At 63.1% G+C, this 16,336-nt stretch carries 19 protein-coding genes and 1 tRNA gene; 6 read left to right on the top strand and 14 right to left on the bottom strand.

Features of this window, described 5'->3' with window-relative positions; translation table 11 throughout:
* Positions 1–135: 135 nt before the first annotated feature.
* From FMZ75_RS08175 to FMZ75_RS08140, 8 genes are all read right to left on the bottom strand, one after another.
* A complete protein-coding gene (locus FMZ75_RS08175) occupies positions 136–1,752 on the bottom strand; it encodes a hypothetical protein (RefSeq protein ID WP_166142064.1) in 1,617 nt (538 codons plus the stop codon).
* 87 nt (positions 1,753–1,839) lie between these two features.
* Entirely contained in the window at positions 1,840–2,073 is a 234-nt protein-coding gene (locus FMZ75_RS08170; protein ID WP_166142062.1) for a hypothetical protein, read from the bottom strand.
* A gap of 72 nt (positions 2,074–2,145) precedes the next feature.
* Positions 2,146–2,778 (bottom strand): hypothetical protein, encoded by a 633-nt coding sequence (locus FMZ75_RS08165; protein ID WP_166142060.1) that lies wholly within the window; start codon positions 2,776–2,778, stop codon positions 2,146–2,148.
* 16 nt (positions 2,779–2,794) lie between these two features.
* Positions 2,795–3,046 (bottom strand): hypothetical protein, encoded by a 252-nt coding sequence (locus FMZ75_RS08160; RefSeq protein WP_166142058.1) that lies wholly within the window; start codon positions 3,044–3,046, stop codon positions 2,795–2,797.
* Positions 3,043–3,549, bottom strand: coding sequence for a hypothetical protein (locus FMZ75_RS08155; protein ID WP_166142056.1), 507 nt, complete (start codon positions 3,547–3,549; stop codon positions 3,043–3,045). Before FMZ75_RS08155 ends, FMZ75_RS08160 begins: the two co-directional genes overlap by 4 nt.
* A gap of 69 nt (positions 3,550–3,618) precedes the next feature.
* The gene (locus tag FMZ75_RS08150) at positions 3,619–3,837 is read right to left on the bottom strand and encodes an AlpA family transcriptional regulator (protein ID WP_166142054.1); all 219 of its coding nucleotides are present in this window, start codon (positions 3,835–3,837) and stop codon (positions 3,619–3,621) included.
* A 411-nt stretch (positions 3,838–4,248) separates the two neighbouring features.
* Positions 4,249–4,326: transfer RNA gene (locus FMZ75_RS08145), tRNA-Pro, on the bottom strand.
* Between the two features lie 77 nt (positions 4,327–4,403).
* Positions 4,404–5,018, bottom strand: a complete 615-nt coding sequence (locus FMZ75_RS08140; RefSeq protein WP_108918325.1) for a MerR family transcriptional regulator — start codon at positions 5,016–5,018, stop codon at positions 4,404–4,406.
* Between the two features lie 188 nt (positions 5,019–5,206).
* On the opposite strand from FMZ75_RS08140, the gene FMZ75_RS08135 reads away from it, so the two are divergent.
* Complete coding sequence (locus tag FMZ75_RS08135) at positions 5,207–6,307, top strand: COX15/CtaA family protein (RefSeq protein ID WP_207783332.1); 1,101 nt, start codon at positions 5,207–5,209, stop codon at positions 6,305–6,307.
* A 230-nt stretch (positions 6,308–6,537) separates the two neighbouring features.
* The gene (locus tag FMZ75_RS08130; protein ID WP_166142052.1) at positions 6,538–7,407 is read left to right on the top strand and encodes a hypothetical protein; all 870 of its coding nucleotides are present in this window, start codon (positions 6,538–6,540) and stop codon (positions 7,405–7,407) included.
* Positions 7,408–7,648: 241 nt separating this feature from the next.
* Here the strand turns inward: FMZ75_RS08130 and argC are convergent, their stop codons facing one another.
* The 4 genes from argC to FMZ75_RS08110 form a co-directional block, all read right to left on the bottom strand.
* Positions 7,649–8,563, bottom strand: a complete 915-nt coding sequence (gene argC, locus FMZ75_RS08125; RefSeq protein WP_166142050.1) for an N-acetyl-gamma-glutamyl-phosphate reductase — start codon at positions 8,561–8,563, stop codon at positions 7,649–7,651.
* 84 nt (positions 8,564–8,647) lie between these two features.
* Complete coding sequence (rpsI, locus tag FMZ75_RS08120) at positions 8,648–9,130, bottom strand: 30S ribosomal protein S9 (protein ID WP_108918323.1); 483 nt, start codon at positions 9,128–9,130, stop codon at positions 8,648–8,650.
* Between the two features lie 3 nt (positions 9,131–9,133).
* On the bottom strand, positions 9,134–9,613 hold the full coding sequence (rplM, locus tag FMZ75_RS08115) for a 50S ribosomal protein L13 (protein ID WP_142863095.1): 480 nt from the start codon (positions 9,611–9,613) through the stop codon (positions 9,134–9,136).
* A gap of 170 nt (positions 9,614–9,783) precedes the next feature.
* Positions 9,784–10,998 (bottom strand): cupin domain-containing protein, encoded by a 1,215-nt coding sequence (locus FMZ75_RS08110; RefSeq protein WP_166142048.1) that lies wholly within the window; start codon positions 10,996–10,998, stop codon positions 9,784–9,786.
* Positions 10,999–11,229: 231 nt separating this feature from the next.
* On the opposite strand from FMZ75_RS08110, the gene FMZ75_RS08105 reads away from it, so the two are divergent.
* The gene (locus tag FMZ75_RS08105; protein ID WP_246728850.1) at positions 11,230–11,841 is read left to right on the top strand and encodes a transglutaminase-like cysteine peptidase; all 612 of its coding nucleotides are present in this window, start codon (positions 11,230–11,232) and stop codon (positions 11,839–11,841) included.
* Between the two features lie 3 nt (positions 11,842–11,844).
* On the opposite strand, the gene FMZ75_RS08100 is transcribed toward FMZ75_RS08105, so the two are convergent.
* Entirely contained in the window at positions 11,845–12,429 is a 585-nt protein-coding gene (locus FMZ75_RS08100) for a Uma2 family endonuclease (protein ID WP_166142044.1), read from the bottom strand.
* A gap of 95 nt (positions 12,430–12,524) precedes the next feature.
* Here FMZ75_RS08100 and FMZ75_RS08095 point away from each other — a divergent pair, with 95 nt between their 5' ends.
* Together FMZ75_RS08095 and ruvB are read left to right on the top strand one after the other, a co-directional pair.
* Complete coding sequence (locus tag FMZ75_RS08095) at positions 12,525–13,322, top strand: glucose 1-dehydrogenase (RefSeq protein ID WP_166142042.1); 798 nt, start codon at positions 12,525–12,527, stop codon at positions 13,320–13,322.
* Between the two features lie 67 nt (positions 13,323–13,389).
* Positions 13,390–14,433 (top strand): Holliday junction branch migration DNA helicase RuvB, encoded by a 1,044-nt coding sequence (ruvB, locus tag FMZ75_RS08090; RefSeq protein WP_166142041.1) that lies wholly within the window; start codon positions 13,390–13,392, stop codon positions 14,431–14,433.
* A 7-nt stretch (positions 14,434–14,440) separates the two neighbouring features.
* Here ruvB and FMZ75_RS08085 read toward each other — a convergent pair whose 3' ends face one another.
* The gene (locus FMZ75_RS08085; RefSeq protein WP_370464687.1) at positions 14,441–15,121 is read right to left on the bottom strand and encodes a hypothetical protein; all 681 of its coding nucleotides are present in this window, start codon (positions 15,119–15,121) and stop codon (positions 14,441–14,443) included.
* A gap of 231 nt (positions 15,122–15,352) precedes the next feature.
* Between FMZ75_RS08085 and FMZ75_RS08080 the strand changes: the two genes are divergently transcribed.
* Positions 15,353–16,297, top strand: coding sequence for a trypsin-like serine protease (locus FMZ75_RS08080; protein WP_166142037.1), 945 nt, complete (start codon positions 15,353–15,355; stop codon positions 16,295–16,297).
* Positions 16,298–16,336: the final 39 nt, after the last annotated feature.

Below are 16,336 nucleotides of genomic sequence, written 5' to 3'. Positions count from 1 at the left end.
CGCGGTCTTGCGTGAACAACGGATGCATCCGACGTTTCACATCACGCAGCGACGACGCCCACAACTCCAGCGTCGTCTCGATCGAAGCTCCCGCCATCCCATGACCCCCGAACCGAATCATGGTGGCTCAGTGAGTCAGAAACCGTTAAAATACGCAACTGTAATGCTAGGTTGCTCCACTCCATACCAGATTTGCGCGTCTATGCCCTTCTCTGCGAACCGAGCGCGTGTCTCCCGTGCGAGCTTATGTGTAGGTGCAACCCATGCGACGCGAGCGCCGAGGATCGCAGCATCCGCCGCGGCCTGAATAAACGCATGAGTCTTGCCTGCGCCGACCGTCACCTTGATTAGATGCGCGCCGCCGAGACGCGCACGTTGCGCCGGCTTCGCTTCGATCGGCGACGCGACTTCTTCCTGTTCGGCGAGCGTGTCCGCTTCCACGATTGCCGTCGTGTCGTCGTCGATATCGACAGCGCCAAAGACAACAGTTACGTCTCGCTTCGGCAACTTCAATTTTGCGCGCACGACTTCGGCGGTGATCTCGTTAGCTTTGGCGTGAATGATCCTGGTCGCTTCGTCGAGTGGAACAGCGCGCGCCAATTTGCGCGCCAGCGCTTGCGTGCGTAGTTCCTCGTATCCTGCAAAAATTCCGTCTACATGGCGGCGAAGATCGGCGAGGTAGCTCGCCTTTGCTCGGCCGCCGTTCTCGCGCGATGGCGCTGCATAGGCTGCCGATATCGCCGCCGCGACCGTCTCCTCGCAATCGTCAGCATCGGGCGTTTCATTTCGCGCATAGGCTTCACGTGCAAAGGCTTTGATCGCATCGGTTATCGGTTCGAAGAAACCGAGCTTCACATCGTCGTCGTCTCGCGGGTCGCCGATCGTGAGAAGGATTTCTTCGAATGAACCATAGACGATACGACGCCCTGTCTTTTCGCTGACTTTCTTCGCCTGCGCCTCCCGCTTCGGTCGCGTCTTCTCGGCCGTTCGATTTTTCAACTCGTCGTTCGGCGGCGTTACGACATGATCCTCGCCGGGAAGGCAGCGCCAGCGCTTGCCTTTGAACGGATCGGGGCAAGAAAAGCTCGGCATATTGAAGTGGAGATAGATCAGCGACACAGCGGTATAAATCGACTTATCAACAATGACCTCACACGTCGAAGCCAGCGCCTTTTGCTGCGATTGCGTCAAAGGTCGGTCGAGCCAAAAGATCAAGCGGCAACGCACGCAACCATTCCGCCCGTGACCGGCCGAGAGATAGCTTATGCAGCGCGCTTTTTGAAAACGCGGCGGCAATCGTGAGCGAACAAACTCGCCGACCGTCGCCGCGTCGGACATGTCGACACCTTCGATTGGGGTGTCGTAATCGATATCTAGGAACATGTATGGACGTGCGATCTCTGCGAATGGAGCGCCTTCGCCGAGCACACGTCGCACGACTGGCCCGACGCCATAGAACTCCGGCTTCGGAGCGGCTTGAACCATGGCGCGCACGCCATCGCGTTTTACGGCGCGCGTCAGCACGGAATAGAGATCGTCGAGGCAATTGACTGGCACGCTTTCGAACTCGAAAAACGTCGCCTTATGTGAGTCTCCTATTTTTTCAATCGTGCCATCGGGCTTAAAGCACATGAACTTTCCGAGCGTCGTTTCACCACCAGGGCCGCCCTTCTTGCCGCGAGCTTTGAAGAGCGCACGCTTGATAAGCGTCACCGATGCGCCGCCATTGACTTTCTCGAGGTAGTCGGACATATTTTCCTCGTCATAAGGATTGATGCGTTTTTGAGCGCCGAGCGGTTCCGAGCCGCCCGGCGTTTTCTTTTTTTTTTGTGGCGGTGATTAGTCGTTCGACGTGATGATCGCCGTCGCGATGGTATTCGCGCTTTCTTGGATTGATTTGCTCAACGCTTCGATCGCGCCGAGCGGCGTCGACGCGTCGGACAATCCAAGACGCTTCAACTGATAAGCAATGCCGTCCAAAGCCTGCGCGATCTGAAGCCCTGCATAAGCGTTCGCATATTCGCCCGATGTCTCGGCTTTCGTGGCGATCAATGCCTCGAGCTTGTTGTTCATATGTCGATCTCCTTCAAAGGTCACGTCAATGAGCGCCGCCGCATGACGTAACACGGCGGCACTCGTTCTCGTTCACGCTCCGAACTTTGACAAGTCGAAACGACTGGCGCTTGCATCACCAGCCCGGCTTGCTCGAATGCGTCGGCCGAGGCGAGCCGCGTAGTCCGGCGCGTAGTGGTTAAACGAGTGCAGTCCGCGCACCACATTCACGAAGATACCGACGTTATCGAACTCTTCAGCGATACCACCGCGCGCCCACGGGAGAAGCTTTTCGTCAGAGCATAGCACCCGTCCGTTCTCGAGCACGATCGCGGTGTGCGCCTCGTCAGGATCGACATGCGGCTCGCGCATGATGTCGAAAGCAGGCGGCGGCAAGCTTCGTGCGATAGGCTTGCCTTTGAGCCATGCGACGATAGGCACTTGTTCGAACCTTGGCCGATCGCGTTGGCTGATATCGATCCTGAGAAGCGAATGGCCGCTCGGCTCTTCGCTCACCGCGTCGCCGTGAAGGATGCGCGCATGATCGACTTCGGCGATCCAATAACGCGAACCATCGCGCATCTTGGCGATGTGGAGCTGTGGCGGCAGGTCGCCGATGCTTTCCTCGATTGAGAGCTTCGCAATGTATTTGACGTTCAGGTGTTCGGCCTTGTGCTTGATGCGCTCACCGTTCCACGCGAACGCTTCGATGAATTTCGTGCTCATGATGTCGATCTCCTTCTCAGTGCGCGTGCGCTTTGGATTGCGGCCACCAGCTCCGCAGATTGAACCAGCCGAGCTTGAATTTCAGCGCCTCCCGCTCTTCGCGGCGGCGTTCCAACTCATGTTCGATCGCAGCCGCGATGTGGTGCTCGCCTTGCTTGCGATACTCTTCGGCCATCGTCGAAATGAACGAGTTCGTATCGTTCGCGCACAGCTCGCGCACGTCTTCGCAGAGCGCGGCGAAGTCGCTTTCTGAAAGGCGAGTCATCACAGCGCCACCTTTCCGCGCAAATCGAGAACGGGCGTTCCTGGCACGAAGCGAAGTTTCTCCCGCGGGGCGTCGGTCGGCGCGGGCGGCGGCGCAGCGCGCGAGGGCTTCGGATTCCACTTCGCGTCGAAGCGTTCCGCGACGTTGCTCCATCGCGCCTGAGCGCCGAGGCCGAGCGCTTCGATAAGGCGTCGGTCGACCTCACCATGTTGCGAGAGAATCCGCGCGGCGAGGCGCTGCTGCTCATCGCCATCGGGCCGCCGCTCGCTCGAGGCCCACCGCAACAATTCGGTAAGCAGCGCGTCGCGCTTGTCGGCGGCGGCGAGGATGAACGCGGCGCAGGCCGAGGCCGAATCGCCATGGAATCCAGCGACGCCGAGACCGAACGGCATGGCATCGTCTGCCGACTGCTCGGTTTCGAGGATCGCGCGCGCTTTGCGCGGTATGGCGAGGCCGCGGTCGTGAAGGTCGGCGGCAGTGAACAAAGCTGATTCGAAACGTGACATAGTTTTCTCCTTCGCGCCGCATGGGCGCGTTGAGTTGAGGGATTGTCCGGTTGTGAGTCGGAGGAGCGATTAGGCGGCGACGTTCGCGCCGTTGGATGCCAGCCAAGCGTCGACGACAGCCTTCGACCAACGCTTGCGGCCGGGAAGCGGCAGGGGCTTCGGCAGGACGCCTTGCGCGCTCCAAACGTCGACAGAATCGCGAGAGACGCCGAGGACGGCGGCGAGCCCCTTCGCGTCATAGACGAGGCGCGTAGCGGTGGGGTCGGTGGTGGTGGGGAGATTAGACACGGCAGAGACCTACAGGCGCGCGAGCACAGGGAACCGCACTAGACGCGCGCCTTATGCGTCCAGTTCAGTTCGCTGCAACATCGCGGCCTCTCGGGCCTTCGGTCCCTGCCTAACTCCGGGTGAACTCGGCCTAGGCCGCAGAGCCGGAGGTCTACAAAAGACCTACTCGGGCTTTTCGGGTTTCCCCTGAACAAGCCCCCTCGGGAGTGGTGGAAAAGCCCCCGAGCAAAGCATGGGCAAGCGACGCCTCATGCCGTGTTGTTAGGGAATCATTAACGCCGCATGTTCCGGCATGTCAAGCCGCGGTTCGGCCGGCTTCGGCCGGTGACGGTTTTAACCCGACACTATCCCCTGAGCCCCGGCGACTCGGTTATGACAAGGGCTCTAATGGCTTCAAGCCATTGATTTTATTGGTCGGAGTGGCGGGATTCGAACCCACGACCCCTTGTCCCCCAGACAAGTGCGCTAACCGGGCTGCGCTACACTCCGATGGCCGCCCTTATAGAGGCCGGCGAAGCCGCTGGCAACGCATGACCGCGCAGAAGAGGCGAGGAATTCACCGCCATTCACCGCCGCGTCAGCTCCAACATGCGGCGGCATTCGGCGAGATCGGCCAGAGCCTGCCGCAATAGCCGCTCGTCCTGCGGCCGCAAGCCGCCGACCGGCATTTCCGCGATGCGAACGGCCGGCAGCGTCAGCACGGGCGACGGCTCGCGCGGCGCGAGCGCGACCAGAGAGGTCGACGCTCCCCGCGCTTCCGCCGCACCGTGAATTTCCCGCTCGTGAATTTCCGGATCATGGATTTCGGGCGTCGGCTCCGACCGCGCCGAGGATTCGGCGAAAGCGAAGAGCGACGGATCCGGACGCTCCTCGAAATCGGGCTCGCGCTCGGCGCGCCCGGCGCCGGAGCCGCGGGCGCTCTCGATCACGGCGCGCACGCCCTGCTCGCGCAGCAGGCGCTGCACGCCTTTGATCGTATAGCCGCGGCCATAGAGCAGATGGCGGATCGCGGCGACCAGCTCGACGTCGCGCGGCCGGTAATAGCGCCGCCCGCCGGCGCGCTTGACCGGCTCGATCTCGGAAAAGCGCGTCTCCCAAAAGCGCAGCACATGGGGCGGAAGGTCGAGGCTCTCTGCGACCTCGCCGATCGTGCGAAAGGCGCCGTCGGTCTTACCGGTCAAAATCTCCGCTCCCTGCCCGCGCGACGATTCGCGCGCTTCTATTTTCCTCTCTGGCGTGGCGTTTTTCAGCCGGAAATTTTCGCCGGCCGTCGTTTGGGCGCCGCAGGCCCGTGGACAAGGGCGCGCGGCTCCCCTTAATTGGCGCGCCAAAGCCGCTCGCCTCGAGCCGCGCCCATGGAGCCGCGTCCATGACCGACTGGATCCAATTTCCCGCTCCCACGCCCGCCATCGTCGCGCCGCCGAGCGAGGAGAGCGCGACCGAGGTCCGCCTGTGGCTGCTGATCATCGCAGCGCTGGTCTTCGCCATGGTGGTGGTGGGCGGCGCGACGCGGCTCACCGAATCGGGCCTCTCCATCACGCAATGGAAGCCGATAACGGGCGTTCTTCCTCCGCTCTCGGAGGCGCAATGGTCAGCCGCCTTCGAGGATTACAAGCAGATCCCGCAGTATCGCGAGATGTTCCCGAACATGGACCTCGCGCAATTCAAGACGATCTTCGCCTGGGAGTGGAGCCATCGTCTGCTCGGCCGCATCATCGGCTTCGCTTTCGCCGTTCCGCTGGCCTGGTTCTGGCTGCGCGGACGCCTGCCGAAAAGCGTGAAGCCGAAGCTCATCGGCATTTTGGCGCTCGGCGCGCTGCAGGGCGGCGTCGGCTGGTGGATGGTGTCCTCGGGCCTCGTCGATCGCGTCGAGGTGGCGCAGGAGCGCCTCGCCATTCATCTGCTGCTCGCCGCCTTCATCTTCTCCGCCTGTCTGTGGGTGGCGGGCGGGCTCGGCTATGGGACGCGCATCATCGTCGCGAGCGGGCGCCGGCGGCTCTCATTTTTCGCGACTCTGCTGCTCATTCTCGTGTTTTTGCAGATCGGCGCGGGCGCACTGGTCGCGGGGCTGCGCGCCGGCTACGCCTATAACACTTGGCCGCTGATGGACGATCATTTCATTCCGCCGTCGGAAGAGCTGCTGCGGCTCTCGCCCTGGTGGAGCAATCTCGTCGACAATGTCGCGCTGGCGCAATTCGATCATCGCATGATCGCTTATGTCATTTTCGCGCTGTCGCTGTTTCACTTCATCGACGCCTCCGCCGCGGCGGGCGGACGCGTCGCGCGCGGCGCCGGGCTCTTGTTCGGCCATGTGAGCGCGCAAGTCGCGCTCGGCGTTGCGACGCTTCTGCTCGTCGTGCCGCTCTGGGCCGGCCTAGCGCATCAAGCGCTGGCGATGGGCGTGCTGGCAGTGGCGACGGTTCATGCGCGGCGTCTGAGCACGGCGCAGGCCGTAGCGGAGGAGGATTGAGATCGAATGCCGGCAATAATCGTTTGCAGTCAACGCTCGCCGTCGACAAATCCATTCGGCACTTTCCGCCGCGGCGCTTCGCAGCAGATGGCGTCGACCTTTAAGAGCATGGCCCGAGCGCACGGCCGCAATGGGTAGCCAAGCCCCGCATTTGATAGACAAAGCCGGCAGAGTTTGCTGTAAAATCGTGCGAATCATTCTGACACTGCTATTGTTGCCGGGGCTTCGTCATGAAGGACATCGACTATGTGAGTGTCTTTAAGGATTTCCTTATTGCCGCATCCACTGCGATTTTCGTCGGCGCGTTCAACATCCTAATGCCATATTTTACTTTCTCTGGCGGCATTGATTATTCCGTTTCTGAAGACTCGAAGAATTATTATATTTGCATCGTAGTAGATAATAACAGCTCTGACGCGGCAACTATAGAGATTGGAATGAACATTGGCATCGACGAGGTGGTGTCAAATACCGGAATATCTGGGATAGAAATTTTAAACCCAACAGGCCGAGCAGGTAGTATATTGGTAATCGGCAAGGTTCCGCCGGCGTCTGAATATGTTGCCATTGTGAGAGGAGCAAGGGGGACTGTTGTTCCATCTCCGATTTTAGTTAGTTCTCCGAGGGGGATGGCGTTGAGACGGGCGGACCCAACAAGGGGGAATATAAATGTTTATCAGATAGTTGCAAACTCAGTGGCATATACGATCATATACTTTTTATTTCTTGTAGTCATAAATTACTATTCAAGAAAAGATAGACGCACGCTAAGTGGTAAAATTGAGGAGTTAAAAAAGACTGAAACACGCCTCGATGACGGGCTGAAAAATATCACGGTTAGGAGTCAAAGGATGAGGCTATTATTTAATTCGCAGGCGTGTCACTTAAGGTCAGAGAATGAGTTCTGGAGGCATATCTTTGAAAGAATTCTTGTTGATGGGGCATCAAAAGGAAAAGCAATGGCATTACTGAGTATTATTTCACAAAAATTTGGTTACAAGCAGAGAAGTAGTATTGCTGACGACGCCGATTTGGAATTTATTATCGATGTAATGTTGGATGAAGAGAAGAGGAAACGGTTCGAGGAACTGGGTCGGTAGGGTGCTTTTCTCAGCTTAGGCTTTGCCTTAAGCACAGGGAGGTTCGCGCTCCTTTCGAGGACGGCACCGGCCGGTAGCGATCTCCCCAATGCGGTGTGGCGTGTCTCTATATTGACGGAATGCTCCGTTAAACTGGTCAATCTGCTCCTGGATATGGCTTCCGGTCAATCTTGTCCGCGGAATGCGTTCGCCATGCTTTCAAACCGCGCCTATCGCCCGGCGCGGTCGATCGAATTCAGGCTCACCGCTCCGACAGCATCAGCGCCAGATTCTGCACGGCGGCGCCGGACGCGCCTTTGCCCAGATTGTCGAGCCGCGCGACGAGCAGCGCATGGCGGCTCTCCTCGCGGGCGAAGACGAAGATTTCGAGATCATCGGTTCCGTTCAATGCGAGCGGATCGAGACGGCCGGACTTGGGCGCGGGCACGACTCTCACATAGGTCGCGCCCGCATAGTGCCGCGCCAGCGCCGCCTCGAGATCGACCGCACGGGGCCGCGCGGCGAGCGCGTCGAGCCGGAGCGGAATGGAGACCAGCATTCCCTGCCTGAAATTGCCCACGGACGGCGCGAACAGCGGCGGCGCGGCGAGCCGCGAATAGACGGCGATCTCCGGCAAATGCTTATGCTCGAGCGTGAGGCCGTACAGCTCGAAGGCCGGCGCCTCGCCCTTCTCATAGGCCTCGATCATCTGCTTGCCGCCGCCGGAATAGCCGGAGACGGCGTTGATCGTCAGCGCATCCTGCGCGGCGATCAGCCCAGCGTCGACGAGCGGGCGCAGCAGCGCGATCGCGCCCGTGGCGTAGCAGCCGGGATTGGCGACGCGCCGCGCCTTGCGGATCGCCTCCGCCTGGCCGCGCGCGAGCTCGGGAAAACCATAGGTCCAGCCGGGCGCGACGCGATGCGCAGTGGAGGCGTCGAGAATGCGCGGGCCGGCCTCGCCCAATTCATCGGCGAGCGCCACCGTCTCCTTGGCCGCGGCGTCCGGCAGGCAGAGAATGGCGACATCGACGCGCGCGAGAATGTCACGCTTGGCGGAGACCTCCTTGCGCAGCTCCGGCGCGATGGAGACGAGCTCCAGATTCTTCGCATCCGCGAGCTTCTCGCGGATCTCGAGGCCCGTGGTGCCGCTGTCGCCGTCGATGAAGATTTTCGCCATTGGTCTTGGTTCCGATTCCCGTGAGACAAATAAAAAGGGCGGCTCGCGCCGCCCTTTGTCGTCGTATCGCCGATCGAGAGATAATCAGCGCTTCGAGAACTGGAAGCTGCGGCGGGCTTTGCGCTTGCCGTATTTCTTACGCTCGACCACGCGCGAGTCGCGGGTCAAGAAGCCCTCGCGCTTCAGCGCGGTGCGGAGCTCCGGCTCATAATGCGTGAGCGCCTTTGCAAGACCATGACGCACGGCGCCGGCCTGGCCGGAAAGGCCGCCGCCCGCCACCGTGACGACGAGATCGTACTGGTCGACGCGATTGGCGACGCCGAGCGGCTGCTGCAGGATCATGCGCAGCACCGGACGCGCGAAATAGACGGCGACGTCGCGGCCGTTGACGGTGATCTTGCCCGTGCCGGGCTTGATCCACACGCGGGCGACGGCGTTCTTGCGCTTGCCGGTGGCGTAGGCGCGGCCGTATTTGTCGAGCTTCTGCTCATATTTCGGCGCGTCGGACGCAATGGCGACCGAAGCCTGATTGAGCTCGGAGAGAGAGGAAAGAGTGGTCTCGGCCATGGGTTATGCGCTCTTGCCGTTGCGGGCGTTCTTGGGATTGAGGGCGGCGACGTCCAGCGGCTCGGGCGTCTGAGCGACATGCGGATGTTCCGGCCCCTTGTAGACGCGCAGATTGCCGAGCTGCTTGCGGCCGAGCGGGCCGCGCGGCAGCATACGCTGCACGGCCTTCTCGACGACGCGCTCCGGGAAGCGGCCCTCGAGGATGAACTTGGCCGAGCGCTCCTTGATGCCGCCCGGGAAGCCCGTGTGATGATGGTAGACCTTCTGGTCGCGCTTGCGGCCGGTGAGGATCACCTTGTCGGCGTTCACGACGATGATGTTGTCGCCGTCGTCGACATGGGGGGTGAAGGTCGCCTTGTGCTTGCCGCGCAGACGCAGCGCGATGAGGCTGGCGAGGCGGCCGACGACGAGGCCCTTGGCGTCGATCAGCACCCATTTCTTCTGCACTTCGGCGGGCTTCGCCGAATAGGTCTTGCCAAACATGGGAGAGCTATTTCCGTTCTTCTCGGGTCTGCGCCCGTGGGATCGCTGCGTGATAAGCGACCGCGCCGCCCCTGTCAAACGGAATCGGGCGCCCATGAGCGCCCGAAAGGCCTGCATTTCCCGGCGAAAGGCCGCATAGGTATTATGATACCTGCAATCTCGCGGCGACCTCACGGCATGATGATCGGCTTGCCGCGCGGGAATTCGGCGATGGTCGCCTCGTCTATGTTCAAATGCTGGGCGACCATGGCCGGCGGCGTATGGGTGAGCCAGTCGACCAGCGAGACGTCGCGGAAATGCGCGGCGCGGAACACCTCCAAAAACTGCAGCTCCGTGTCGCCGACATTCTGCACATAATGCCCATGGGCGCGCTTCACATAGCCTATGTCGCCAGCGTGGAAATCCTGCGTCACCGCCTTGGGCCCGGCGTCGAAGAGGGTCATGCGGCCATGGCCTTTGATCCAATATTGCCATTCGTCGCCATTGGGATGCCAATGCATCTCGCGCAGCGCGCCCGGCGCGAGCGTGACCAGCGCCGCGGCTATGGTGGACGAGACCTTGAAATTGTCGCTGTCCGCGACGCGCACCTCGCCGCCCTTGGTCTTTTTGGCGGCGGCGCTGCCTTTCAGCGAGAATGTGTAGGGATAGGGCGGCGCTCCCTCCCCTTGCGCCGAAGAGGCTTGATCGGCGGCCAGGGGACCGGGAACCTCGCCTTGGAAAATATAGAGCTGGTTGAGCGGTATATTGGCGAAGGTCTCGGCCGGCAGGCCGAAATTGGCGGCGAGAACTTCCGGCGGCGTGTGGGCGATCCAGTCGGTCACGAGCAAGGTGTTGTATTCGGTGGCCTTGCCGTCGTCGAAGCAGAGCAGGAACTCGCAGCCGTCCGGCCCCAGCCCCTGCAATGAATGCGGCTGGCCCGCGGGGAAATACCAAATGTCCCCCTCCTTCACATCGGAGACATAGGCGCGGCCCTGATCGTCGAGCACGGTGACGCGGCAGGAGCCATAGGAGACATAGCCCCATTCGGCGGCGAGGTGCCAATGCATCTCCCTTATTCCACCCGCCGTCAGCCGCATATCGACGCCGGAAATCTCCTCGGCGATGGCGAAATCATATTGCGTCACCTGCCGCGCCCAGCCGCCGTTCTGCACGCGCTTGGGCGCATTGTTGAACGACGCCCAGAACATGGGCATGTCGCTGACGTCGGTGGGCGGCGGAAACTGCGCCGAAGGGAATTGAGCGCCGAGCGGCTCGCTGCGCGGGCCGGGATCGGTGAGGCTCGCTTTATTCCGCGCATTGATAGCGCCCTGCGGCGGAAGATCGGGATTGCCGAAAGAGGGGATGGGGCGTCCGGCGCTCGTCTCGGGTTTCTTTGCCGTGGCCATCTGGGTCTTTCTCCGCTGAAACGAGGTAAGGCGACTGCGCCTCTCAGATTGCGCCGGCGGGGCCAGGGTCAACGTCGCCGCGAAAAAGCGCGCGATCGATAAAATCCGAGCATTCGAATTGGCGGACGGGCAAAAGAGCCGCGCGCATTCTCGGCTCCGATGGCGAGGCGTCCCACCTCCTCGCCGGGCGGTCCGGGGGTCGGCGTGGCAGATTTTCTCGCTCGTGTCTCTTTGCGCGTCTCTTTGGCGCTCGTCCTCTTCGGCGGCTCCGCCGCGAGAGCGGAATTCCACGGCTCCGTCGCCGGGCCCGAGATTCCGCGCGCGAGCTTCGTCGTCACCGGCGAGCCGACCTCCATTCCCTATGGCTGGATGGATTTTTGCGGCCGCCAGCCGCAGGAATGCCGCCAATCGATCCTCCCCGCCGCGGACATAGAGCTCTCGCGCGAGGCCTGGGCGCGGCTGAACGAGATCAATCGCGCGGTGAACGCCGCGATCGAGCCGCTTTCGAACCTCGAGCATTGGGGCACGATCGCCGATCATTGGGACTATCCCGTCGACGGCAAGGGCGACTGCAAAATCTATGCGCTGGAAAAGCGCCGGCTGCTGATGGAGATGGGCTTTCCGCGCCAGGCGCTGCTGATGACGATCGTGCGCGACAAGAACGACCAGGGCCACGCCATTCTGACCGCGCGCACCAGCCGCGGCGATTTCATCCTCGACAATCTCGCCGACGAGGTGAAGCCCTGGGACGCGACCGTCTATCGCTTCGTCAAGCGCCAGTCGCAGGAAGACCCGAATGTATGGGTGACGATCGAGCCGCGCCGGCGCGTGGGCGCGCGTTGAGGCTCAGTCCGTGATCACATCCCGATAGATTTCCGCGAGCGGCACGCTCACGCCGATCGCCGGCAAATTCAGCTCCGCCTCGAGCCCGTCGAGAATCTGCACGCCGGCCCAGTCCGCGCCCGCCCGATCGAAGGTCTCTATATGCGCCCGATCGCGCTCGACCAGCACGTAATGACGCAAGCTCGGCAGCTTCTGATAGACGGCCCATTTCTCGAAACGGTCGCGCGCCTTGCTGCCCTCGGACATGACCTCGACGAGGACCGTCGGATCGTTCAGCGACGTCGCGCCGGGCTCGAGCGGACGGCAATGCACGATCACATCGGGCAGCATGGACGAATCCATAGGGGCGTCACGCAGCCGGAAGCTCTCGGTTAATGTCCGGCACGACGAGCCATTCGCCCTCAGCCTCTCACGAATGCCGGAGGAAAGGTTCTGGATGATGTAATTATGCTCCCATCGCGCGCCCACCATCATGCGCACGACGCGGCCGCCGATCAGCTCCCACTTTTCATTCGTGGGCTTGTCGGCGAGCAGTTCCTCGAAATCGTCGAGGGACATATGCTCGTATTGCGACGAGGGGCGGCTCATGGTCTCGGCTCCTGGCGGCACTCTAACATAACGCCCCATTCCGCGCATCTGTTCGGCCGCCGAACATGCGGACGGACTGAAACCGGGAGCGCCGAATGACTCGGCTGAAAGAGAAAGTAACGCTCGTGACCGGCGCGGCGCGAGGCATCGGCGCGGCGATCGCCCGGGCCTTCGTCGACGAAGGCGCCTTCGTTTATCTGACCGATATCGACGACGACAACGGACGCGCGACGGCCGCCGCGCTCGGCGAAGGCGCCGCTTACGCAAGTCTCGACGTGCGGGAGGAAGCCGATTGGCGCGAGGTCGTCGCTCTCGCGCTCTCCGAGCGCGGTCGGCTGGACGTCGTCGTCAATAATGCGGGGATCACCGGCTTCGAAGCCGGCGCCGCCGCCCATGACCCGGAAAATGCGCGCCTCGAGGATTGGCGCGCCGTGCATGAGACGAATCTCGACGGCGTGTTTCTCGGCTGCAAACATGCGATCCGCGCGATGCGGCCGGCGGGGACCGGATCGATCATCAACATATCCTCGCGATCGGGCCTCGTCGGCATTGTGGGCGCCGCCGCTTACGCCTCCTCCAAGGCGGCGGTGCGCAACCATACCAAGACCGTCGCTCTATGGTGCGCCGCGCAGGGCCTCGCGATCCGCTGCAACTCGATCCATCCGGCCGCGATACTGACGCCGATGTGGGAGCCCATGCTCGGAAGCGGTCCCGATCGCGAGGCCCGCATGGCGGCCTTCGTTCGCGACACGCCCCTGCGCCGGTTCGGACGGCCGGAGGAGGTCGCGGCGCTCGCCGTGCTGCTGGCCTCGGACGAGGCGACCTATGTCACCGGAGCCGAGCTGAACATCGACGGCGGCCTGCTGGCCGGATCGGCGGCCAGCCCAGGATAGGCGTTCCGAATCCCCTGCTCGCGGTATAAAGCTCTCGCCGTCCCTGAAACGCCCGGAGCCCGATGCTTTGACCACCCCTCCCCGCCGGCTGGTGACGCCCGAAAAGCGCGACGACGATCCCGACGCCTCGCTGCGTCCGCTCTCGCTCGGCGATTTCACCGGCCAGGAGGCGGCGCGCAAGAATCTCAAAATCTTCATCGAAGCGGCGAAGACGCGCGGCGAGGCGCTCGATCATGTGCTGCTCGTCGGCCCGCCCGGCCTCGGCAAGACGACCATGGCGCAGATCGTCGCCCGCGAGCTGGGCGTCAACTTCCGTTCCACCTCCGGCCCGGTCATCGCCAAGGCCGGCGATCTCGCGGCGCAGCTCACCAATCTCGAGCCGCGCGACGTTCTCTTCATCGACGAGATTCATCGCCTCAATCCGGCGGTGGAGGAAATCCTCTATCCGGCCATGGAGGATTTCCAGCTCGATCTCATCATCGGCGAAGGCCCGGCGGCGCGCTCGGTGAAGATCGATCTCGCCAAATTCACCCTCGTCGGCGCGACGACGCGCGCCGGCCTGCTGACGACGCCGCTGCGCGATCGTTTCGGCATTCCGATCCGGCTCAATTTCTACACGGCGGAAGAATTGGAGCTGATCGTGCGGCGCGGCGCGCGCGTGCTCGGCGTCTCCATGAGCGAGGATGGCGCGCGCGAGATCGCGCGGCGCTCGCGCGGCACGCCGCGCATCGCCGGCCGCCTGCTGCGCCGCGTGCGCGATTTCGCCATTGTCGAGAATGCGGGACAGGTGACGCGCGAGCTCGCCGATCGCTCGCTGGCTCTGCTCGAGGTCGACAGCATCGGGCTCGATGTGATGGACCGTCGCTATCTCGAAATGGTGGCCGTCAATTTCGGCGGCGGGCCGGTGGGGATAGAGACGATCGCCGCCGCCCTCTCCGAGCCGCGCGACGCGATCGAGGACATCATCGAGCCGTTCCTGCTCCAGCAGGGCTTTCTCCAGCGCACGCCGCGCGGCCGCCTGCTGACGCCGCACGCGTTCCGTCATTTGGGCCTCGCCGAGCCGTCGCGCCCGCCGGCGCAATTCGGAATGTTCGACGAAGAGGAGGAGTGAAGCGGGCTCACCGCTCCCGCACGGCCGCAGCGTCGAAATCCAACAGCTCGTTCGTATAAGTTTCGCGCACTTCCGAGATCGGCTCGCCGTCGCCGCCATGCACGATCGCGCGATGCTCGAACAGCGCATGAGGCGGATCGAGGTCCGCCTTCTTCGGCCGCTCGCGCATAATCGCCTCGCGCGTCTCGCCCTCCCAGCCCGCCGGCAGCGGCGACCATCGCATCTCCGCCGAGAATGTGCGGCGGAAAGGCCGCAGCGGCGCGATCACCTTGCCGAAGGGCGCGTCGCTCGTCTCGAGCGCGCGATTCATCTCGGGCGTCAGCCGCGACGGCACATACCAATTATCGGCTTCCGAAAGCGTATGCTCGCCGCAGCGCAGCGCCACGCGGCGATATTTCACGGGCTCCTGCGCGCCGACGGCCAAGCGCTCGCGCTGCTCGGCGCTCGGCTCGGCGACTGCGCCCGGCTCGACGCGCGCGACGATCTTCGGCTCCGCGGCCATGTGATGGTCGGCGCACCATTTCTCCAGCACCAATGTCGCGCTGCGGCCGGCGAGCAGCTCGGCGTTCAGCGTCTCGATCAGCGCCAGCGCCTCGAGACGGCCGACGAAATCATCCGGCCAGGGCGCGCGCGCCAATGCCGGCGCCGCCGACAGAAAAGCGAGCCCCGCGACAGCCGCTCGTCTCATCCTCGCTCGCATCACAGCGCTCCTCGGCCCGGTCTCGATGTGAATAGCGCAAGCAGCCGCGCCTGTCCCCCGCCGCAGACGGCGGCGATTTCGCGGCGGCCGCGTCGCGGCGTGGCGACTCTGTGACGCTTCGAAGGTATTCCGGCGAAGTCCGTGTTTTTGTCCACTGCCAAGCTTGTGAACTGCAATGGCCTCGCATAGTCCTGATCTCGAACGAGACAAGAGGACGCGATGAAGAACGTCGAATATCGTCTTTTCGCGGCCGCCCTTTGCTTGGCGGCTGCGCCACTTGCCACCTCCACCGCGGAAGCCGGCGTCACCCAGCAGGTGAAATTCTCCGCCGCCGCGCGGCTCGAGCCGACGAAAGTGCTGGTGCTCGGCTCCGAGCGCCGCGCCAGCGCCGATCAATACGCCGCGCGTCAAAAGCTCGACGCCGGCGCGCTGAAGCAGTCGCACGCCGCTTCTGGACTCATCCAATGCGGTCGCGCGCATGGCGCCGGGCAGCTCACCCTCGCCAATAATGTCATCACCACTGCGGCGCATGTCTTCTACGACGAGCGCGGCGCCAAGCGCGCGCGCAGCTGCCAGTTCGTCACCGAGGTCGAGGGCAAGAAGCGCCGCATCGCGATCGACATGACGTCCATCGTCGCCGGCTCCGCCAAGCCCTATGCGGTCAAGGCGATCAACGACTGGGCGGTGGCCCGGCTCACGCAGCCGCTCGACGATGTGAAGCCTTATGGTCTCGCCGATCAGATCGCCGTGGAGCAGACGGTGGAATTCGTCTCGCGCGGCCATTCCGATTGGCGCGACGCCGAGACCATGTCCTTCGAGTCCTGCCGCCTGCGCGCGCAGACCAATCAGCTCAAGGGCGGCGCGCGCGAATTCGCCTTCGATTGCGGCACCGGCGACGGCGCATCGGGCGGCGCGGTTCTCGCGGGCGAGCGGCACGCCGATCTCGGCGCCATTCTCGTCGGCTGGCGCAGCAATGATCCGTCCCATGTCGGGCCCTATTCGACGACGAATTACAATTTCGTCGTCTCGGTGGAAGGCGTGTTCCGCCAGTCCGTGCTGGCCGCCGCCGGACAGGACGCGCCCCCCGCCACCGCGAGCGCGGCGCCCGCCGGCGACAAGGCCGCTGCGGAGCGCGATCAGCGCCGCTCCGCCGGCCGCGACTGACGGGGAAAAGGATTTGCGAGCCTCGAGGCTCGCATCCCC

Source organism: Methylosinus sp. RM1, assembly GCF_011378635.1.
GTDB classification, from domain to species: Bacteria; Pseudomonadota; Alphaproteobacteria; order Rhizobiales; family Beijerinckiaceae; genus Methylosinus; species Methylosinus sporium.
This window is presented reverse-complemented; position numbering and strand designations above follow the sequence as displayed.